The sequence below is a fragment of the Mangrovivirga cuniculi genome (assembly GCF_005166025.1).
Taxonomy (GTDB): domain Bacteria; phylum Bacteroidota; class Bacteroidia; order Cytophagales; family Cyclobacteriaceae; genus Mangrovivirga; species Mangrovivirga cuniculi.
In genome coordinates, this window is sequence record NZ_CP028923.1 from 1,335,084 (window position 1) to 1,356,421 (window position 21,338).

The window sequence follows — 21,338 nt, forward strand, 5'->3', positions numbered from 1 at the left end:
TGGTTGTTTAGTTTTATATAAGAAAAATGGCTATTTAATCAAAAATATAAAATTTTAATCAGTTTTTACTGCGATTCTCTTTCTTTCCGCGAGGAATATAGCCAATACGATAACACCTGTAATTAAAATACCTGAAATGCCATTTTGCAGGTCGAAGAAATAAGTAAGATAAATTGTAAGTCCACCTCCTATTACATATAGGACAATTCTAAACCAATTATAGGGAACAGGGAAATGTCTCTGGCCTAAAATAGCACTAAGGATAACCATAGTTAGGTAAGATAGAATAAGCGTGACAGCCGAAGCCCAGTACCCGAAGTAAGGGATAAAGAAAAAATTACCAAGGAAGGTTACAATAGCGCCTGCAAAACTGAGTAGAGTTCCAAAATAGGTTTTGTCACTAAGTTTAAACCAGATACTGAGATTTACATATAATCCGTAAAGCAGCTTACCAAATAATAAAAATGGAACGATAAATAAGGCACTTTTAAAAACATCGTCACCTAGCAGAATATCACTAATTAACTGGATGTTCAAGCTTATTCCAATCCAGATTAACACAGCGAAAACCATGAAAAAATAAGTGACAGTAGCGAAAAGTTTTGGTGAGTTTTTTTCAGTTGACTGGGAAAAGAAAAACGGTTCTCCGGCAAATCGAAATGCCTGAACTGCTATACCCATTACCATTGATAGTTTAAAAGCAGCACTATATACACCCAGGGCTTCTTTAGAACTTAATCCTTCATAAAAATTATCAGGAAGTCTTAATTCCATCAATATTTTATCCAGATTATCATTGGCCATACCGGTAAGTCCCATTGCCATTATTGGCAGGGCGTAAATCAGCATCGGTTTCAGTATTTTTTTAGAAATGTTGATTTTAACATCAAACATTGTCTTGAAAAGAACAATAATAGCAATCCCATTTCCGATTAGGTTTGCTGCAAACAAATAGGGTAAGGGATTTTCAGGATTGTAGATCTTTGATATAAATGGTCTCCATGATTGAAATATTTTACCTTCTAATACAGCCTCACAAAACCAAAGAAAAAACACCTGGATACCAATCTGAATAAAAATGCTCAATAGTTTTGCAGATGCAAATTTAATTGCTTTGTTCTGAAGCCGAAGTCTTGCGAATGGAATTGCGGTAATAGCATCTACAAAAAGTATCAGGGCCAGCCATTTAATGAATTCAGAGTAATTTGGATCGCCAATACTCAATGCCCAGAAATCTGATCCAAACCACAATACAGATGAAATTAAAATTCCGGTGATAAGTAAAAATGAAAAAGAGGAATTATAAGCAGTTTTTTCGTCGTGCTTTGTTGCAAAACGAAAATATGAAGTTTCCATTCCCATCGTGTAAAGCACCAAAAAGAAGGCAGTATATGAATATAGATAAGTGTATGTACCATATTCACCTTCGGTAAGCACACTGGTGTGCAGCTTGATCAATAAAAAATATAAAAAGCGTCCCAAAATGGTTGGGACGCCATAAATTACCGTTTCACCGGCAAGTTTTTTAAGAGGATTCACGATCAAAAATTATTCTCCGGTAAACTCTGGTTTCCTTTTTTCAAGGAATGCCTGAGTTCCTTCTTTAAAATCTTTTGACTTGCAACAGTTGCTAAAGCTGTTCGCTTCAGTCTGATAACCATTTTCATCACTTCTAAATACCGCGTTGACACAGTCAATGACCATACCTACGGCTAAAGGAGCTTTATTCATGATTTTGGCAAGTATATCTTTTGATTTTGACATTAAGTCATCATGATCTTCTGCAATATGGTTGATGAGGCCAAGTCTGTACGCCTCATTTACGTCGATCATATCACCGGTCATCATATATTCCAGCGCTTTGCTTTTCCCTATAAGTTGGGTCATCCTTTGAGTACCCCCGTATCCCGGGATAACACCAAGATTAACTTCGGGCTGTCCAAACTTGACATTTTTGGTAGCTATTCTGATATGACAAGCCATGGCCAATTCACATCCACCACCCAGTGCGAACCCATTTACAGCTGCAATTACAGGTTTAGTGCTGTTTTCAATACTTTGAAATATTTCCTGACCTTTTTCAGCAAATCCACGGGCAGTCATTTCATTCAATTGAGCCAGTTCGCTAATATCTGCTCCGGCAACAAATGCTTTTTCACCAGATCCCGTAATTATCATAGCTTTTACATCGTTGTTGTCAACTGCCAGTTGTATGGCTTCCTCAATTTCATCTAGCGTCTGAGAATTTAATGCATTAAGCTTATCAGGACGATTAACTGTAATGGTGAGGATAGCATCCTCAAGCGATAACAGTAAGTTTTCAAATTTTTGCATAAAAGCTAAATTGTCTTTTAAGAATGGTTCAAATATAAACCTACCCTATGGAATCACAAAATGTACAGGCGAAGATTTCCGTACGATACCCGGGATTGTTTTTTTTCTTAATTTATGAATAAATATAAAATAATTAAGTGTAGTTTTGTGATTTAATTGATTAAATGTATGGCTAACTTGTTGATTGCTAGACAAGATTTGCTTTTTTTAAAATTGAGGTAGCTGGTTGTTTATCGATCTATTATAAGTATTCGTCGAAGCATTTGGCCTGGATGGTTACAACCTCTGATGTCATAGTATATATATCTGATATGATACGATTTAATAGTGTGAGAATGAAGCATTTTTACTTTTTATTCATTTTTTTATTTGCATTTCAAGCTCAAAGCCAAACGTGTATCTTTCAAGGAACTGCTCCAAAAGCTAAAGATAGAACTGATTGGGATGTAGCTTCAAATTGGAGCTGTGGATTTGTGCCGAATGGATCACAAGCCATAAATGATATAGTTATTGCAGCAGATGTAGTTTTAGGTAATAATACAATATACGATTTTACCTCTACATCCATCGCTTCAATAACAATTCAATCAGGATCAACATTAACATTTGGTGCTAACTCTCAAATTATTTTACCTTCAGGTGCTGAAATTATCGTAGAGAATGGCGGAACCATCGATGCCGGGAACAATAGTAGTGGTACATTGATTGAAATCGGAGGTAATGGTGTATGGGGAAGACAATGTGAAGCAAATGGATGTACTAATGATCAGTTAGCCGGACCTTTGACAGTAGATGAAAATTCATCTCCAGGTCAACTTCCTGTCGAACTAATATATTTTACCGGAGAAATTGTTGATGGAATTGTGGAATTAGAATGGTCAACTGCTTCTGAAGAGAATTTTAATTTTTTTACTGTTGAGCGCTCTTTAGATGGAGTAGAGTTTACAGCACTAGGTAACGTTCTTGGAAAAGGAGGAGACCAGATTAACTATTACTCTTATAGTGACGATTACAATGTGCAGGATATAACATATTACCGTTTAAAAGCAACTGATTATGATGGGTTCATTGAATACCATCCGATCACTGCGGTTTATCCATCAACTCAATCTTCTAATGAAGAAGTTGCTGTTTATCCTAATCCGTTGACAAAACTCGATGATGAACTGGTAATAGATTTAAAAGATAATAAATTAGCGAATAATGCCTCTGTTAGGATATTTAGTACCTCAGGGAAGTTAGTTTTTGAACAAGATTTAATGAATAAAGTGACAGTATTCAACGATCTTGATCTCGAATCAGGATTATATGTTGCTAAAATTCAGCACGTAAAAGGGCAATATACACTAAAGCTTGTCGTAGAATAAATATTGATTTGATCGTAATGTGTGAAAAAACGCCATCTCTTAAGAGTGGCGTTTTTTTTATTTAACAGTGTCTCGTCCTGAAATAGCGTTACACAAAAAGTAATGTTATGAAGCAAAAAGATGAGAACCAGCACGTTAAGCGAACACAAAAAGACTACAGTTACACTTTTAAATTATCAGTGGTCGAAGAGATAGAAAGAGGAGAGCTTGGCATAAGAGCCGCATCAAGGAAGTATGGAATACAATCTCACTCTACCATTACAAATTGGTTAAGAAAATATGGTACCTTTGATTGGTACAACAAAACCCATTTAAACTTGTCAAAGAGCCCAGAACAGAAATTATTGGAGCTTGAACAAAAAGTCAAGCTCTTGGAGAAACAGAAAGCTTCATTGGAAAAGAAACTAGAGTTTACTGATAAAAAGGCTATTTTCTTTGATATGATGATCGATATTGCAGAAGAAGAGCTAAAGATTCCTATTAGAAAAAAGTACTCACCCGAACAATCGAACGATTCAAAGAACAGTACAAAGAAAGCTTAACAGCTACCTGTAGATTGTTTGGGAAGAGTAGGCAGGTTTATTATCGAGCAAAGAAATCTGAGGCTAAAAGAAGAGAAACAGCTTCTGTAGTAGAGAAAAAGGTTCAACAAGTGCGGATGAGAATGTCTGAATTAGGCACAAGAAAGCTCTACGAAAAGCTTTATGATGAGCTTCGGGAACTTGGGGTTGGTAGAGACCGGTTGTTTGCCATTATGAAAGCTAATCACATGCAAATACTCCCAAAACGGCAATACCACATCACGACCGACTCCCATCATAGATTCAGAAAACATCGCAACTTGGTTGAGAACTTAACCCTTAATAGGCCCGAGCAGTTGTGGGTTAGTGATATTACCTATATAGGGAACCGACAAAATCCAATGTATCTATCTCTGGTGACAGATGCTTATTCAAAGAAAATAATGGGGTTTAATGTATCTAACAGCCTCCATGCGCAAGGGGCAATCAAGGCATTAAAACAAGCGATTAAAAATAGAAAGTATTATGATCGAGAACTAATTCATCATTCAGACCGAGGTTTGCAATACTGTTGTGATGATTACCAAAAGGAACTTGATAAAGGTAATCTGTTGTGTAGTATGACAGAAAAGTATGATCCCTACCAAAATGCTATTGCAGAACGAGTGAATGGTATTTTAAAGCAAGAATTTATTAAGGGCATACTGGTAAATGATATAGTTCTAATGAATAAATTGATCAAACAATCTATTGATATTTATAACAGAGAACGTCCTCATTACAGCTGCTATATGAAGACTCCAGAATTTATGCATGGACAAGAAAAAATTAAAATAAGAACCTATAAAAAAAATAGCACCGCAAAATTGTGCGATGCTACTTAATTATTTATCCTTGTAAAAACTGTAACGTTTATTCAGGACTAGTCACAGTTTAGCAAATTAATAATTTGCATTCGATTTCTGTTATGTTTTTTTTAATTCTTGTAATTTTTTGTTGTCAATTAACTCTTAGGGGTTAAGTTCTTTTGAAATCTTGACATTATCATTAAATTCAGCATTCCAATTTCATAACAACACACATGGAGGATCAACAAATACACAAAATTCAGAAGATTCTCGTTGCCAACAGGGGAGAAATAGCGATCAGGGTATTCAGGGCAGCGTCAGAATTAAATATCAGAACAGTTGCAATATTTACATTCGAGGACAGATATTCTCTGCATCGGTATAAAGCTGATGAGGCCTATCAGGTAGGGCCCGATGACGACCCTTTAAAACCATATCTCGATATTGAAGAGATAATTAGCGTAGCTAAAAGGGAAGGAGTGGATGCAATTCACCCAGGCTATGGGTTTTTATCTGAAAACACCACTTTTGCGCGAAGGTGTAGGGAAGAAGGAATAATTTTTATTGGTCCAACACCAGAGGTAATGGAAAAACTCGGTGATAAAGTTGAGGCCAAAAAGGTAGCTATTGAAAGTAATGTGCCAATTATTCAGGATTCTCAAGAAGACCTTACTTCGTATGAAATAGCAAAAAAAGAGGCTAATAATATCGGATATCCGGTAATCGTCAAAGCAGCTGCCGGAGGCGGAGGAAGAGGAATGAGGGTTGTTCAAAATGATAAGCAACTTGAAGTTGCATTTCATGAAGCAAAAAATGAGGCAAAAAATGCCTTCGGGGACGATACTATTTTCCTTGAAAAGTTTATTGACAAGCCTAAGCATATCGAAGTGCAAATCATGGCTGATAACTACGGAAATACTGTTCACTTATACGAAAGAGACTGCTCGGTTCAGCGCCGCTTTCAAAAAGTAGTGGAAGTAGCTCCTTGTGTTAGCATTAAACAAGAAACAAAGGATAAGCTTTACAGTTACGCATTGAAGCTCGCAGAAAATGTAAGCTACAATAATGTTGGAACGGTTGAATTCCTCGTCGATAGTGAAGAGAATATATTCTTTATTGAAGTAAATCCCAGAATTCAGGTAGAGCATACGATTACTGAAGAGATTACTCAAATCGATATCGTCAGATCGCAAATTCAAATTGCCAGAGGATATGCTCTTTCCGATCCGAGGATTTTTATCAAGAGCCAGGATGATATCAAATGCGAAGGTTATGCCATCCAATGTCGTGTAACTACTGAGGATCCTGAAAATAATTTCAAACCTAATTACGGTACTATAATAGCTTACCGAAGTGCCGGTGGTTATGGAATCAGGCTTGATGCAGGAAACTGTTATACCGGTGTAAAAGTATCACCTTTCTTCGACAGTATGCTGGTGAAAATATCTGCTAGTGGAAGGACTTTAAAGGGTACTGCTCAGAGATTACACAGGGCATTACGTGAATTCAGGATCAGAGGAGTTAAAACCAATATTGGTTTTCTTGAAAATGTTATTAATCATGAAATATTCTATTCAGGAAAGGCAACCGTTAAATTTATTCCGGATCATCCGGAGTTATTTGATATTGGGATAAAATTTGACAGGGGAACAAAAATGTTATCTTACCTGGCAGATGTTACCATCAATGGTAATCCGGATGTGAAATTTGTGGACAGATCTAAAACCTTTGTAACCCCAAAGATTCCTGATTACCCTAAATTCTCATCACATCCGAAAGGCAGTAAAGATAAACTTAGTGAACTGGGGCGTGATAAATTTATTGAGTGGTTAAAGAATGAGAAGGAGATCAAATTTACGGATACAACTTTTAGAGATGCTCACCAATCATTGTTAGCAACCCGGTTCCGGACTCATGATATGATGAAGGTGGCTGAAGGTTTTGCCAAAAACCACCCAAATGTTTTTTCAATGGAAGTCTGGGGTGGAGCTACATTTGATGTTTCATACCGATTCCTGAAAGAAGATCCATGGGAACGCCTGAGAAAATTGCGTGAAGCAATTCCTAATATTTTGCTTCAAATGCTATTAAGAGGCTCTAATGGAGTTGGTTATAAAGCATATCCTGACAATTTAATCATTAAATTCATAGAGGAGTCTGCTGAAACAGGCATTGACATTTTCAGGATTTTCGATTCATTAAATTGGGTTGATAATATGAAAACCAGTATAAAGGCTGTTTCTGAGAGGACTGATTCCTTAGCCGAGGCAGCAATCTGTTATACAGGGAATGTCCTGGATAAGGACAGTAAATATAATTTGCAGTATTATATAGATATGGCTAAAAAGCTTGAGGATTGCGGTGCTCATCTTCTAGCCATTAAAGACATGGCCGGATTATTACGACCTTATGCTGCTGAAGAATTAATACCCGCATTAAAAGATGCAGTAGATATTCCAATTCATTTACACACACATGACACTTCATCTATACAGGCTTCTACTTATATGAAATCCATTGAGCAGGGTGTCGATGTAGTTGATGTAGCTCTGAGTTCCATGAGTGGGTTAACTTCTCAGCCCAACTTTAACTCCTTGGTAGCAGCCCTTGAAAATCATGAAAGGGAGCCTGATTTTGATCTCGAAAGTCTCAATGCTTACAGTAGATACTGGGAAGAAGTGAGAGAGTATTATTATCCTTTTGAATCAGGTTTAAAGGCAGGTACTGCCGAGGTATATGAAAATGAAATTCCCGGAGGCCAGTATTCAAATTTAAGGCCACAGGCGCGAGCATTAGGTCTGGAAGAAAAATTTGAAAAAGTAAAGAAGAATTATGCCGAAGTAAACAGGATGTTTGGCAACATTGTTAAGGTAACCCCATCATCAAAAGTAGTTGGTGATATGGCACTCTTTATGACTTCCAATAATCTAACTCCTGAAGATGTTATGGAAAAAGGATCTAGTATATCTTTTCCTGACTCTGTAGTTTCTTTTTTCAAAGGTGAACTCGGACAACCTCATGGTGGATTTCCTGATAAGATAAGTGAATTAGTACTTAAGAATGAGGAACCGTTCCATGATCGTCCAAATGCACATCTGGAACCAATAGATTTTGACAATGAGTTTAAGGAATTCAAAAAGGAATTTGATGAAAGTGTTTCATTCAAGGAGTTTCTTTCTTATAAACTATATCCGAAAGTTTATAAAGATTATTATGAATTCAGAGATACCTATGGAAATGTAGATTACCTTCCTTCGACGGCTTATTTCTATGGAATGAAAACAGGAGAGGAAATTCTTGTAACAATTGGAAGAGGTAAAACTCTAATTGTTACACTACTGTATATTTCTGAACCGGATGAAAAAGGGATGAGAACAGTGAGTTTTGAACTCAATGGTCAAAGCAGAAAGATTCTTGTAAAAGATAACGATATTAAGTCTCAGGTTGTCGTTAATAAAAAGATAGAGAAAGATGGTGATGTAGGTGCTCCATTACAGGGAAGGCTTGCCGATGTTAAAGTGAAAAGCGGAGAGAAAGTTGAGGAAGGACAGGTGCTTTTTGTAATTGAAGCGATGAAAATGGAATCCAACGTTACTGCCCCCAAATCCGGAGTGGTGAACAAAGTATACCTTGAACCGGGTGCGATGGTTCAACAGGATGACCTTGTAGTCGAATTGGATTAATAAAAAAATAAGAGGCTTCGGCCTCTTTTTTTATAACATATAGCCATAAAACCTTGTTGGGGATTTATATGGAAACAACTGTCAAGGAAAAAGTTTTTGAATATATAACCGAAGAAGGTGAAGTAAGGTCATGTGACAAGATTAAAGAGGATGCTTGTAATCATCAGCCCGGTAATTATTTAAAGTTTGTTGCTAATGGAGCATGCTCTAAACTAGCTGAAACACTTATTTCACCTGGAATTACTCTTCCATGGATAATATCAGCATTAGGAGGGCAGGCATTTTTAACTGGTGTACCCGTTCCTCTTAAAAACATCGGATCTCTTTTGCCACAATTGGTCATTTCCGGTAAAATCAGGGCAGAGAAAATAAGAAAGAATTTCTGGCTCTGGCATCATTGGTTCAGGCTATCTGTATGGGAGCTTCTGCCGGGTTGGTATTGATAAACAATAGTTGGGTATCATGGCTGATATTATTTTTATTTTTAATTTTTAGTATTGCCAGTGGGGTTGCTTCGGTTGCTTTTAAGGATGTTTCAGGAAAAACTATCGATAAGGGTTTAAGAGGACAGATGCTGGGTGCAAGAGCAACCATTGGTGGAGCGTTATCATTAGGTGCTGGAGTTGTATTACATTTATTTATCGCCGGATCTCAAAATATTAAAATATATGCTGCTTTATTTGGTATCTCATCGATATTATGGATCGGTGCTGCATATTTATTTTATAAGATTAAAGAACAACCGGGAGCAACTGAGGGGGGAGAAATCCTTTAGATGAGTTCAAAAGCGGATTAAAAATTTTAAAGCAGGATGATAATTTCAGAAAGTTTATCATTACCCGTGCTTTGTTGATGAGCATTCCACTAGCTACACCATTTTATGTTGTACTTGCAAAAGAATATACTGGTGATTCGATTTCAAACCTGGGTTTATTAGTTGTTTTATCTGGTATCGCTAATGTGGTAAGTAGTCCATTATGGGGAAAGTTTGCAGATCGGTCGAGTAGAAAAATGATGGCAGTAGTTGCTTTAATAGGAATTGCCACAGGGATCTATAGTCTTCTTTATCCATTATTTAATTTTGATAATTACGAGATATATTTATTTGCTCCGGTTATTTTATTTAATAACGTAGCTCATGCAGGAGCTCGGCTTAGTAGGAAAACTTATCTGGTAGATATGGCACCTGAAGATGAAAGACCGACATATGTATCTTTATCTAATACATTGATCGGTTTATTTACAATTTTGGCTGCCACATTTGGTGTGATTTCATCATTGATATCTAATCAGGCACAGATTGGATTTTTTATGGTAATGATGATCGCCTCTATCGGGTTTGCATTTAGTTTGAAAGAAGTTTGAGCCTAAAACTCATCTGTTTTAATGATATTATGTATTTCATTAACTTTTAATAGTGCAGCTGTGCCATACCATGTATGCAATTCCATAATCAATCTTCCGGCTTTTACTGCTGGATCAGTTTCAGTAAGTTTTTTGGCTTCCTCTATAGTTTCTACATTAAAAATATAAATGCCTTTAATGTCACCATCATCAGTAAATGGACCAGCAAGAACCAGGTCACCATTTTGAGCCATTCGTTTTATATTTTCAAGATGAGCCTGTTGTAACTCTGCAGCTTCTTGTTCTGATTGGTTTCTATTTGGACCTTTTTTTAAGAATGCCATAACATACTTTTTCATTCCATAATCATCTGCGCCCAGAGATTCTGTACTTAAAGAGTCATAAGCTATTACAGGATTATTTTGGGCAGTAATACCAGTAGTTAAAAAGAAGAGAAGAACTAAGGTGGTGTAAAGGTGCTTCATGATTGTTTTTTCTATAATTTATATTTTTCCAGGAATAATATTCAAGGACTTTGGCAGAATTTTAACTTTATAGGTTTTGTATCCTTTTTCGAGTGGTATTACCTCTCCATCAACATGTAAAAAATTACAATCTGTTTTTATGGTGAATGTTTTAGGTAGCTCAATAGTGCTATAGTAATTATCCGGGATTAATTTTTTCTGGAATAGTTTATATAAAAATCCTGGTAATAAATAAGAAGGCATTTTTTTTAAAATGACTAATTCTGCTTTGCCATCTCTAATATCAGAAAGTGGACTTATCCATGCATTATTACCGTATTGCCCCGCATTTGCTATAGTGATTCCGATGGCATCTACAATGATTCGGTCTTTTCCTGCCAGGAGAATTTCAAAATTTTGATCAGGAAATTTAAAATAAGAACCCACAGATGCTTTAGCATAGCTCATTAGTCCACGTTCAGGCATATTATGAAATTCATGTGTAACAAAAGCATCAAACCCGAAACCGGCAGTACAAAAGAATGCTTCTCCATTAATTTCAAGGCTATCAATAGCGGTTTTTTCCAAATTCACAGCTACTTCCCAGGCCTTCTGTCTGTTCATCGGAATATTTAGCTGTCTGGCTAATCCATTTCCTGAACCAGCAGGTATGATTGCAAGCGCTGTTTTGGAATGAACCAGCTCCCTGGCAATTTCATTTACAGTCCCATCTCCACCAACTGCGATTATCTTTTCGACACCTTGTTTGATTGCCTTTTTTGTTATTTCAGATGCATGGCCTGGATGCTGGGTTTTGAATAGGTTTTGACCAGGAGACTTTCTGATAAATTTAGCCTTTGCTTCAATATCAGGAATTAAAGTTTTATCCTTAGTCCCGGCATTGGGGTTTAATATGATCCAGGTACTGTTCATGTTTAGCAAATATACAGAGCCTGTATAAATTTTGGATAATTAATTAAAAAAGAAAGGGACCCATCAGGTCCCCATATTAAGATTATTTATAGCAGAGATTAATTATTCATGGCTTCAACTGAGCCACTTCCCATAGTGTTTGTATTTACCATATCAGGATTTCCTTTATACACTACATCTCCGCTTCCTGAAATATTACAATCTAATGATCTTGTAACATATGCTGTAATATCTCCGCTTCCGGCAATATGGATATTCATGTTTTCCACTTTGTAATCTTGCATATCAATATCTCCTGATCCGGCTACTTTAGCTGATGCATCACGGCCATTTCCTTTTAAAGTAATGTCACCACTTCCGGCAAGGTTTACTTTAAGGTTTTCAGATTCAATATCTAATATAATATCACCAGACCCGCTAAGAGAAATTCTCATATTGTCATTTTTGAAAGTTGACTCTCCCTTAATAGTTCCTGATCCAGAAAGATTAACCGATTTAAGTTTTGGAGTGCTGATATAAATTTTGATTTCATCCATGTCATCAGACCAGCTCCATCTTCCATTTTTCTTTCTTCTGATGTTAAGTTTTCCATTTTTAATTTCTGTTTCTAATTTTTCTATATCTTCAGAATCACCTTCAAATCTAATGCTGGTTGATCCCTGGCTAAGGTAAACTGTAGCCGGTAAAGAAATTGAAACTTCGTCAAAATCATCAGGGTTATTAATATTCTGAGCCTGAATACCAATAATTGACGATAAGATGATTGCAAATGCAGTAAGTAGTTTAGTTTTCATGATTTAAAATATTAGCTTTTTTCAAAGATGATCTATCAAGGATAATAGTTGCATTTGCCTGAAAAAACTTAGTAAGATATATTCAGTTTTTTAAAAATGAAGTGCATCAACCAAGCAGGGCCAATCAATAAAAATTGCAAGTCTTTAAGAAAAGAAGGCTTTTTACCTTCTATATTATGACCTATAAATTGTCCTATCCACGCCAGAATAAATATTCCAATACTAAACATCCATAATGGAATTGGTAAGATAGATTCTAACAAGTTGCATAAGAAGAGGCATAAAGCACCAAAGACCAGCATTCCTATTGCCAGCGGAACAGACAATGAGAAATAATAAATAGACACCAATAATAATATTAAAGTTGCCCAGTTGATATATGGAGTTAAACTGCCCGCTTCAATGGTTTCCAGGGGACCGGAAGGAATACTCCATATTAAGCCGACAATTGAAAAAAATATAACCGGAACACAAATCCAATGAATGGTCTTATTTGTATCATTTTTATGACTTGCCCCATATTCAATTAACAATTGATCTATTCTTCTCATTGGTTTGATATTTTTAAGCTTTAGTTTTGACTTTATCCCAGGATTTGATCTGCCAGTTAATCGTTCCGGTGCTTATTAAATTTTCTTCAGAATCGTAAGTTTTTACTATGCACGGGACGACAATTTTTTCAGCAGATTCCAGCGGAGAAAATACATTTTCTTTTAACCAGTTTTCGTCAACTGAAAAAGTAGCATAGCAATCGCTTTTTCCCTGATAATGATACTCCATTTCAAGTTTTTGCAAAATTATTCTATACTTTTTGCCTAGCTTTCTCAGAAGTAAAGCGCCACTTGAAAATTCACTAACAGTAGCCAGAGCACATGCATGAACACCTTTAATATGGTTAAAATTTCTTTTTATATATGGTAACTTTACCGTTATTGAATCATCATCGATTTTTTCGACTTGAAATCGATGTGGTTTATTAAATGGTACCATTTTATAGAGTACTGAATTCAGTATTTTTCTATATAGGTTGGATGTTTTAGCTTTTTCGAAAAGTTGATCCTGACTTAACATAGTGAATAGTTTGATTTTCTTTATCCGAAATATACATAAATAATAAAAATAGATGCTAAGCTTTTGGGAAAAGTCTGCGATGATCGATGCGGATATCATCATAATTGGAGGAGGGATAACTGGTCTTTCTACTGCCGCAGCTTTAATTGAAAAAGATCATAAGCTAAAAATTAAAGTGCTGGAAAGAGGTGTTTTGCCGAGTGGAGCGAGCACTAAGAATGCAGGATTTGCATGTTTCGGAAGTCTGACTGAGATCCTTGATGACCTCGAAACATTATCTCCGGAGGCCGCTGCCGAATTGGTTGAAACCCGATGGAAAGGTCTGGAGAAGTTAAGGAAACGTCTTGGTGATGATAAGATCGGTTACGAAGAACATGGAGGCTATGAGTTAATTAAAACAGAAGATTATGACTGTTTGAACAGGATGAGTGAAATAAATAAGCTCTTGCATCCCCTTTTTAACAAAAATGTCTTTCATGAGGATAAAGAACTGATTGATATTTTTGGATTTAACTCAGACAAGGTCGAGACAATAATTACTAATCCACTCGAAGGACAGTTACATCCTGGTATGATGATGAAATCCCTCGCCAATTATGTTAAAAATAAACATGTAGACATAATTACTGGTGCCGAGGTTATAGAAGTCAATAAAACTACCGAGCCTGTTGAGGTGAGTATTAAAGTGCCATTTGATCATAGTAAGACTATAAAGTTTAAGGCCCCCAAAGTTCTGATATGCAACAATGCTTTTGTTAAACCACTTTTACCGGACATTGATATTAAGCCTGGCAGAGGATTAGTTATGGTTACAGAACCAATAGAAGATTTGAAATTTCAGGGAGCCTTTCACTATGACCGGGGATATTTTTATTTCAGGAATATAGAAAATAGGATTCTAATCGGTGGAGGTCGAAATCTTGATTATTCAGGCGAGGAAACAACTGATTTTGGTATAAACGATCAAATAAAAAATCAATTGATAGATGACCTTAACAATACAATATCTCCAGGTATAAATCCGAAAATAGAATACGAATGGTCGGGGATAATGGGGTTTGGACCCAATAAGAAGCCAGTCATTAAAAAAGAGTCAGAAGGTGTATGGACCGCCGTCAGATTAGGTGGTATGGGAGTAGCTATTGGAAGTAGTTTGGGAAAAAAATTAGCAGAAATAGTATTAAACGATTAAATTCGAAGATTATTTTTATAAGATAGCTTAGACGTATATGACTAATACAATTAAACGGCCTCATTTTTTACTGGCACTTTTTCCTGTCATTTTTTTAACTACAATATTATTTCTTAATGTTAGAATCTTCGGAGATGCTTCTTTAGATGGTTCCAATCAAATCGGATTATTGTTTTCTGCAGCCTTAGCAGCTATAATTGCATTGTTTTTAGGAGTAAAGTGGGAAGCAATTCTTGATAAGACAGTACAGAGTATCAGTGCTGCAATGTCTTCAATATTGATTTTATTAGTTATAGGTGCTTTAGCAGGTACATGGATGCTTAGCGGAGTGGTGCCCGCAATGGTGTATTATGGTCTTGATATTATGAAGCCATCATACTTTCTTGCTGCAGCTTGTATAGTTAGTGCGATCGTATCATTAGCAACAGGATCTAGCTGGTCCACCATTGCCACAATAGGTGTGGCACTGATCGGCATAGGAAAAACCCTTGGCATTGATATCGGGTTAACCGGAGGAGCAATTATTTCAGGGGCTTATTTTGGAGATAAGATGTCTCCTTTATCTGATACTACTAACCTAGCTCCTGCAATGGCAGGTACTGATATATTTACTCATATCAGATACATGGCTTTTACCACAGTACCTAGTATATTAATTACCCTTGTAATCTTTACCATCATTGGATTAAATATCGATGCTGGAGGAGGAATGGCAGAGGTTGAGGCAGTTCAGGAAGCAATTAAAGCCCAGTTTAATATTAATGGGTGGCTGTTTCTTGTTCCGGTTGCAGTGATATTTCTTATAATTAAAAAAGTTGAAGCACTTCCTGCATTGCTTTTAGGTACCCTATTAGGTGCTGTTTTTGCATTGATTTTCCAAAATGATCAGGTATTTGAATTAGGTAAATCAATTCTGGCTGATTTGAGAGGGCTTGACGCACCAGGTGTTAAAGAATTAGAGGGTGATTCTCCTTTAACAATTTATTTTGCAGCCATAATGAAAAGCATGTATGGAGATGTATCCATTTCATCAACAAATGAAAAGGTAAGTAACTTACTTTCAACAGGAGGTATGGCAGGAATGCTTAATACAATATGGTTGATTTTATGTGCAATGATCTTTGGTGGAATGATGGAAGCCGGCGGACTTTTAAAACGTATCGCAGATGAAATTATCAGACTGGCAAAATCAACCGGGTCTCTTATATTCAGCACCGCTGCAACTTGTATTTTTTTCAATGGTACAGCATCAGACCAATATATGGCTATTGTAGTACCAGGAAGAATGTTCAGGAAAACATATAAAGAAAAAGACCTTAAACCAGAGGTTTTAAGCCGGACTCTTGAAGATAGTGGAACAGTAACTTCGGTTCTCTTTCCATGGAATACCTGCGGTGCAACACAGGCAGGAGTACTCGGTGTCGCAACCTTGGTTTATGCCCCTTATTGTTTTTTTAATATTATTAGTCCTTTTATGACCATATTGTTTGGTGTTCTGGATGTAAAGATGAGAAGATATTCTGAAGAGGAAAAAAAGGAAATGGATGAAGAAGTAAAAGCACCTGAATATGCAGAAGAAAATAAGTAAAGATGAAGTAAATGCTCTTCCTCTTCATGCATACGACGGAGAGGTGGAAATTATTAATACACCGGCAGGATATAGGAAAGCTGTAGAAGAAATTAGTGATTTTACATTATTGGGGTTTGATACGGAATCCAAGCCTTCCTTCACAAAAGGAATTAAAAATCCGATAGCACTTGTTCAATTAGCAACTGATGACAAAGTGTATCTTTTCAGACTTCCGAAGGGTGATATGCCTAAAGAGCTTAAGAAGATTTTGGAAGATGACAATATAGAAAAGATTGGCATCGGCATAGATGATGATCTGAATGATTTGAAGAGAATTGGTGTAAAAAGGCCGAAAGAATTTATTGACCTAAATAAATTAGCTACAAAGGCAGGTTTTCATAATACCGGGGCAAGGAATCTTTCTGCTATGTTATTAGGGTTTCGAATTAGTAAATCGGCACAAACATCAAATTGGGAAAGGGAGGAGCTCACTGAAAAACAAATCAGCTATGCTGCTACTGATGCCTGGATTTGCCTGAAAATATATGAGAAACTATGGCAATACGATTATTCTGATGTAAATAAATGATCAGATTAATTTAAGCTTGTGATAGTTCTTTATCTCTTCCCTGACCTGTTCAGCGTCAGATAGAGGTACATCTGCCCATAATTTACAGTCGATCATTAATTCCTGATTCACAACTTCAAGATTTCTATCTTTGAAAAATCTGATTGCATCATTGAGCATGGGATATTCACAATGAATTCCTATTCTCTCTGTTAGCGTTTTTTCAATGATTTTAGCATTATTAAGTGCTTCCTGAGCTGCAGTTTTATAAGCGTGAATAAGGCCTCCAACACCTAATTTCGTTCCTCCAAAATATCGGATCACCACGACCAGAACACCACTTAATTCAAATGATTTTATTTGTCCCAAAATTGGGTCTCCCGCTGAATGATTAGGCTCTCCATCATCATTAGCCCTGAATATTTTACCATCAACGCCAATGAGATATGCATAGCAATGATGCCTGGCATCGTGATATCGTTTCCTGAGGTCATCTAAATGCTGCTTTACTTCCTCTTCAGAATTCACAGGATAGGCGTGAGAGATGAATTTAGATCCTTTTTCTTTGTAAAAACCTTCTGAAGAACTGGCTATCGTTTTATATGAATCTTTAATTTCAGACATACGAATTCTTAGTTTCCGATCGATAATAGTAAAATAGCAACCACAGACATCGCTATGCCTACTGCTTTCTTCAAACTAATTACTTCATCATAAAAGAATTTACCTACAAGAGCACTTAATCCAATAATTGAAATATTAATAAATGGGAATACAAATGATCCGTCATTTCCAAATGATGATAATGCTTTTAGTAAAAGGTAAATCGAAAAGTAATTAGGAATTCCTAGTAATACTCCTCCGACAATTGTTTTTAAATCAAATTTTTGCTTTTTGACCAACGAACCTACCAGACCAAAAATCCCGGCAGAAAAGAAAATCACTACGGGGAAAATTTTTTGTTCACTTTCAGCTAATAGAAACCTGTTGGCATAATTTAAAGATGTGTCCAGTCCGCCAGAAAATAAAAACACTCCCACAGGTAGCAAATAAACCCATTTACTAACAACCTGCTGAGTTTGTTTTTTTCTTGAAAGGCTAACCAGGACTATGGAACAGATGCCTAATATTATTCCTGAGATCTTAAAAAAATTAGGATCACTTCCCTGGTATTTGAATACATATAATGAGAAGAACGCAGGAATAACGAGGGATATTTTGGTGGCCATACCCGCTGCAGCGACTCCTGTTTTTTGTGTTGCGGCTGCCATCAGAAAAAAGGTGAATATAAATATAAACCCTAATCCCAATGCAAAATAGGACCAGTCAGAGCCGATTAAATTGATAGTTTGAATTGAATCAACTGAAAGAATTAATCCGACAATTCCACAGATTATGTAATTAATTGTTAATGCAGGGAGTAGTGTTATATTTCGTCTACCAAACTCCTTAAAGCATACAAAAATGTATACATTGAGAAAAATGACTATAATCAAATAAAGCATGCTCAAAATTATGATTTAAAATTTCAAAGGTGGTAGTTATTGAAGGTTATATTTTATTTTAGCTAAATGATTTTTATATAATGAAAAAGTGGTCATTTGATATAATTGATGCATCTGAGAATCTCAAAATGGAAAAATTTCCAGTGTTTGAAACGGATAGGTATATCCAGTGCAAGAACAATTATGCTATAAGACTAATTCTAAGAAAAGGTGACGAACTTTTTGGCCAGATTTCATTTACTGTTCATGAAGACGAGCTTATTTCGGGTTATTGTGCTTCATATGGAGGGTTTTATTTAAAGTCATTTCCAGGGACCGAAGTTCTCAGATCATTTATTGAACAAAGTGTTGTGGTTGCCAGGCAGGTACATTGTAATAAGATTATTATCAGGCAACATCCTGAGTTTATATATCCTGAAATCACCCCTTGGATCAGCGTACTGTTGAAGGAGCAAGGTTTTGCGATGTGCGAGATGAAAATAAACCATCATTTGGATTTGAATGAAGAAAGTAATTTTAAGAAATATAAGAAGGGGAGGCATGGTAACAGGTTGAAGCATGCTGAAGATTTCAATTTAATTGAGCATTCGATAGATCATTGGGAAGAATATTTCGATTTTATTAAAAAGTGCAGAGATAAAAAGAATTATACTTTGAGCCTTACTAAAGAGCAATTAAAAGATCAACTGGATAATCTTCCTGATAATCATTTATTTTTTGCTTTAATAAATATACAAGATGAAGTCATTGCCCGGTGTATTTCGCTGATAATAAATGATGAGGTTATTTATAATTTTTATCCAGCTCATGATCCGGATTACAGTATGTTTAGTCCATATGTGGTATTACTCTTGCATCAATCTAAAATATTAAAACAACGAGGATTTAATTATATTGACCTTGGCTCATCAATGCAGGATTCATTTGTTCAGAACCAACTTGCAGATTTCAAATCATCAGTTGGGGGTAAGGTATCGACAAAATTAAATTGGATTAAATCAGTTTGAAAAAGCTTTTACCATTTTTTACGCAATTATTAAAGGGGTTATTTCAGGTTGGGATTAATAAATTATTCAGCGTGTTAGGTGGAGGTATAGCATTACTTAGCCTATCTCATTTGCTTAATTTTTTTCAATTATGCCTGGCTCCTGTTAATACCTTCTATAGTCAAAGTTTGCATCATTACCTCGGAGGTGGTGGAGAAAGAAGTAAACCTTTTTCAGGGTATCTTATTATCATTGCTACTCTTACAAGTTATTTTCTTGCTTTCATTGCCCTGATTTTTAGTCCTGTACTTTTTAAAGGGTTTGAATTGGACTTATGGGTGTTGATATTATTATCAATCGGAATACTGCCGTTTTATGTCGTTTTAACAGTGGTTGAAACTCAGTTAATTTTTAATAGTCGTTTTGATATCCAATTCAAAGGGTATTTATTAAATGTGATAATCACTGGTGCAATAGTATCGATAATAGCATGGATGGATTGGTATTATGGGATAATCTCACTGATTATATTAAGAGTTCTTGTGATATTAATAGCCTTTGTTAAGCAAAGGAAGAACATTTCATTTAAGTTCAGAAAATATTTCAGGTCCTTTTATGAAATTACACGGCCATATATTGGTATATCAGTACTCGCAGTTATATTGACTCAGTTTATTTTTCTGGCAGAAAGAAACCTGGTTAAAGGATTTGCAGATCTGTCAGCTGCAGGAGCCTGGCAGGCGGCATCTACCACCGGATTTTATATCCAACTCATTGCAATTACCATTTATAGTAGCTTCTACATACCTGAAATTAGTAAAAGAAAGGGAGCCTTATTGTTGCAATATGTCTGGCGATATTTTTTGATTCTGTCTATGTTTTTTCCAGCAGGAGCTATGATTATAGTTTTTTTTAGTGAATACCTTCACATGATGCTATTTTCAAGTAAAATAATATACAGAGCAGAACTTTATTACTTTATTATTAGTGGTTTTGTTCTACGTTCGATGGCACAGTTGTTTTCACTACTATTTTTAAAGGAGAAACTCTGGAGAGATTACCTGGCAATCTTATTATTAATAACTTCTATCCATATTTCGGGACTAATATACCTTTATAATTCAGTTTTTACTGTAAATAATATTGCTATTCTTTTCCTCATTGTATGCACAGTACAATTCATAATGTCCCTTGGTTTTTATATATTCAGGAGACAAACTTTCAGAAATGGGTAGCTTGGTCACAGTCATTTTAATATGCTATAATCAGAGAGGCTGGGTGCAAGAGGCGATCGATTCGGTACTCAACCAGACATATCCTTATGTTGAACTCATTGTTGTTGACGTAGGAAGTAATGATGGGTCAAATTTATATCTAAAGAATGTTTGTGATCAATTGGATCTGGAATTTATAGGTCTTGAGGAAAATATCGGCAACTGCAGGGCTTTTAACTTAGCATTTAAGTTTTGCAAAGGTGACTATGTTATTGATCTCGCCGGGGATGATGTATTGTTATCTGAAAGGATTGAAAAAGGAGTTAAAAAGCTGGAGGAGTATGGAACTGATTTTGGTTTTCATTACTCTGATGCGGAATATATAGATGAAAAAAGTCGCTTGATTGGACAACATAGTAGTTCTTTGAGAAATTTACCAGATGAATTTTTTTCAGATCCCTTTCCCGAAGGTGAATTATTCAATCTTATCTTACGTAATTATTTTATTTGTCCACCTACAATGATGGTAAGAAAAGATGTGGTGGAAGAATTGGCGGGGTACGATGAGTCATTATCTTTTGAAGATTTTGATTTTTGGTTAAGAGCTGCAAAAATAACCTCATTTTGTAGTTCTCAAGAACCCTTGGTTCAAAAAAGAACTGTTATTGGGTCTCAATCGAACAATCCAATTTATCATAAAGACCATGCTAGTTCCATGGTGAAAATCTGTAAAAAAATTCAGAGGAATTTACTAGAACCGACTGATGATCACGATGCTTTTAATAAAAGGCTGGAGTATGAAATGAGATTGTGTTACCGTCGAATGTTGAAAAAAGAGTTGAAAGAGTTAGCAGAAATTTACAAAGAACATAATCGGAATAATAAAAAATCCTGGAATTACTATGTCCATATTTTTTTAAGCCGAATGTAATGAGCAAACGCTT

General features: G+C 35.8%; 22 protein-coding genes. 13 read left to right on the top strand and 9 right to left on the bottom strand.

The genetic code is table 11. The features are described from left to right. Window positions 1-54: 54 nt before the first annotated feature. Together DCC35_RS06125 and DCC35_RS06130 are read right to left on the bottom strand one after the other, a co-directional pair. Entirely contained in the window at window positions 55-1,539 is a 1,485-nt protein-coding gene (locus DCC35_RS06125; protein WP_175402738.1) for a lipopolysaccharide biosynthesis protein, read from the bottom strand. A gap of 9 nt (window positions 1,540-1,548) precedes the next feature. After that, window positions 1,549-2,334: an enoyl-CoA hydratase/isomerase family protein gene (locus DCC35_RS06130; RefSeq protein WP_137089951.1), complete on the bottom strand. Its 786-nt coding sequence runs from the start codon at window positions 2,332-2,334 to the stop codon at window positions 1,549-1,551. A 335-nt stretch (window positions 2,335-2,669) separates the two neighbouring features. Between DCC35_RS06130 and DCC35_RS06135 the strand changes: the two genes are divergently transcribed. The 7 genes from DCC35_RS06135 to DCC35_RS20845 all read left to right on the top strand — a co-directional run bounded on the left by DCC35_RS06135 (window position 2,670) and on the right by DCC35_RS20845 (window position 10,118). Beyond that, window positions 2,670-3,701 (top strand): T9SS type A sorting domain-containing protein, encoded by a 1,032-nt coding sequence (locus tag DCC35_RS06135; RefSeq protein ID WP_175402739.1) that lies wholly within the window; start codon window positions 2,670-2,672, stop codon window positions 3,699-3,701. Between the two features lie 107 nt (window positions 3,702-3,808). Further along, window positions 3,809-4,243, top strand: coding sequence for a helix-turn-helix domain-containing protein (locus DCC35_RS20830; RefSeq protein ID WP_217495808.1), 435 nt, complete (start codon window positions 3,809-3,811; stop codon window positions 4,241-4,243). Window positions 4,244-4,257: 14 nt separating this feature from the next. Beyond that, on the top strand, window positions 4,258-5,106 hold the full coding sequence (locus tag DCC35_RS06140) for an IS3 family transposase (protein WP_246070037.1): 849 nt from the start codon (window positions 4,258-4,260) through the stop codon (window positions 5,104-5,106). Window positions 5,107-5,303: 197 nt separating this feature from the next. Beyond that, window positions 5,304-8,753, top strand: coding sequence for a pyruvate carboxylase (locus DCC35_RS06145; RefSeq protein WP_137089953.1), 3,450 nt, complete (start codon window positions 5,304-5,306; stop codon window positions 8,751-8,753). A 68-nt stretch (window positions 8,754-8,821) separates the two neighbouring features. Continuing rightward, window positions 8,822-9,196 carry a hypothetical protein gene (locus tag DCC35_RS20835; protein ID WP_217495924.1) on the top strand — a complete coding sequence of 125 codons (375 nt, stop codon included), beginning with the start codon at window positions 8,822-8,824 and terminating at the stop codon, window positions 9,194-9,196. Continuing rightward, the gene (locus DCC35_RS20840; protein ID WP_217495925.1) at window positions 9,169-9,528 is read left to right on the top strand and encodes a hypothetical protein; all 360 of its coding nucleotides are present in this window, start codon (window positions 9,169-9,171) and stop codon (window positions 9,526-9,528) included. Before DCC35_RS20835 ends, DCC35_RS20840 begins: the two co-directional genes overlap by 28 nt. A 77-nt stretch (window positions 9,529-9,605) precedes the next feature. Continuing rightward, window positions 9,606-10,118 (top strand): MFS transporter, encoded by a 513-nt coding sequence (locus tag DCC35_RS20845; RefSeq protein ID WP_217495926.1) that lies wholly within the window; start codon window positions 9,606-9,608, stop codon window positions 10,116-10,118. Between the two features lie 2 nt (window positions 10,119-10,120). Here DCC35_RS20845 and DCC35_RS06155 read toward each other — a convergent pair whose 3' ends face one another. The 5 genes from DCC35_RS06155 to DCC35_RS06175 all read right to left on the bottom strand — a co-directional run bounded on the left by DCC35_RS06155 (window position 10,121) and on the right by DCC35_RS06175 (window position 13,359). Continuing rightward, complete coding sequence (locus tag DCC35_RS06155) at window positions 10,121-10,582, bottom strand: YciI family protein (RefSeq protein WP_137089954.1); 462 nt, start codon at window positions 10,580-10,582, stop codon at window positions 10,121-10,123. Window positions 10,583-10,600: 18 nt separating this feature from the next. Then, window positions 10,601-11,494, bottom strand: coding sequence for a diacylglycerol/lipid kinase family protein (locus DCC35_RS06160; protein WP_137089955.1), 894 nt, complete (start codon window positions 11,492-11,494; stop codon window positions 10,601-10,603). A 98-nt stretch (window positions 11,495-11,592) separates the two neighbouring features. Further along, entirely contained in the window at window positions 11,593-12,288 is a 696-nt protein-coding gene (locus DCC35_RS06165; protein WP_137089956.1) for a head GIN domain-containing protein, read from the bottom strand. A gap of 68 nt (window positions 12,289-12,356) precedes the next feature. Continuing rightward, window positions 12,357-12,839 (bottom strand): Mpo1 family 2-hydroxy fatty acid dioxygenase, encoded by a 483-nt coding sequence (locus DCC35_RS06170; protein WP_137089957.1) that lies wholly within the window; start codon window positions 12,837-12,839, stop codon window positions 12,357-12,359. Between the two features lie 13 nt (window positions 12,840-12,852). Then, a complete protein-coding gene (locus tag DCC35_RS06175; protein ID WP_137089958.1) occupies window positions 12,853-13,359 on the bottom strand; it encodes a YiiD C-terminal domain-containing protein in 507 nt (168 codons plus the stop codon). Window positions 13,360-13,411: 52 nt separating this feature from the next. On the opposite strand from DCC35_RS06175, the gene DCC35_RS06180 reads away from it, so the two are divergent. From DCC35_RS06180 to DCC35_RS06190, 3 genes are read left to right on the top strand one after another with little or no spacing between them, the layout of a single operon-like run. Further along, window positions 13,412-14,551, top strand: coding sequence for an NAD(P)/FAD-dependent oxidoreductase (locus DCC35_RS06180; RefSeq protein WP_137089959.1), 1,140 nt, complete (start codon window positions 13,412-13,414; stop codon window positions 14,549-14,551). 37 nt (window positions 14,552-14,588) lie between these two features. Next, entirely contained in the window at window positions 14,589-16,139 is a 1,551-nt protein-coding gene (nhaC, locus tag DCC35_RS06185; RefSeq protein ID WP_137089960.1) for a Na+/H+ antiporter NhaC, read from the top strand. Next, window positions 16,120-16,710: a 3'-5' exonuclease gene (locus tag DCC35_RS06190; RefSeq protein ID WP_137089961.1), complete on the top strand. Its 591-nt coding sequence runs from the start codon at window positions 16,120-16,122 to the stop codon at window positions 16,708-16,710. The genes nhaC and DCC35_RS06190 overlap by 20 nt, the downstream gene beginning before the upstream one ends. On the opposite strand, the gene DCC35_RS06195 is transcribed toward DCC35_RS06190, so the two are convergent. Beyond that, window positions 16,711-17,313, bottom strand: a complete 603-nt coding sequence (locus DCC35_RS06195; protein WP_175402740.1) for an IMPACT family protein — start codon at window positions 17,311-17,313, stop codon at window positions 16,711-16,713. A gap of 8 nt (window positions 17,314-17,321) precedes the next feature. Further along, window positions 17,322-18,194 carry an EamA family transporter gene (locus DCC35_RS06200; RefSeq protein ID WP_137089962.1) on the bottom strand — a complete coding sequence of 291 codons (873 nt, stop codon included), beginning with the start codon at window positions 18,192-18,194 and terminating at the stop codon, window positions 17,322-17,324. A gap of 80 nt (window positions 18,195-18,274) precedes the next feature. On the opposite strand from DCC35_RS06200, the gene DCC35_RS06205 reads away from it, so the two are divergent. The 3 genes from DCC35_RS06205 to DCC35_RS06215 are packed head-to-tail and all read left to right on the top strand — an operon-like array spanning window position 18,275 to window position 21,325. Further along, on the top strand, window positions 18,275-19,201 hold the full coding sequence (locus tag DCC35_RS06205; protein WP_137089963.1) for a GNAT family N-acetyltransferase: 927 nt from the start codon (window positions 18,275-18,277) through the stop codon (window positions 19,199-19,201). Further along, window positions 19,198-20,415, top strand: a complete 1,218-nt coding sequence (locus DCC35_RS06210; RefSeq protein ID WP_137089964.1) for an MATE family efflux transporter — start codon at window positions 19,198-19,200, stop codon at window positions 20,413-20,415. Before DCC35_RS06205 ends, DCC35_RS06210 begins: the two co-directional genes overlap by 4 nt. After that, the gene (locus DCC35_RS06215) at window positions 20,408-21,325 is read left to right on the top strand and encodes a glycosyltransferase (RefSeq protein WP_137089965.1); all 918 of its coding nucleotides are present in this window, start codon (window positions 20,408-20,410) and stop codon (window positions 21,323-21,325) included. The genes DCC35_RS06210 and DCC35_RS06215 overlap by 8 nt, the downstream gene beginning before the upstream one ends. The last annotated feature ends 13 nt before the right edge of the window (window positions 21,326-21,338 follow it).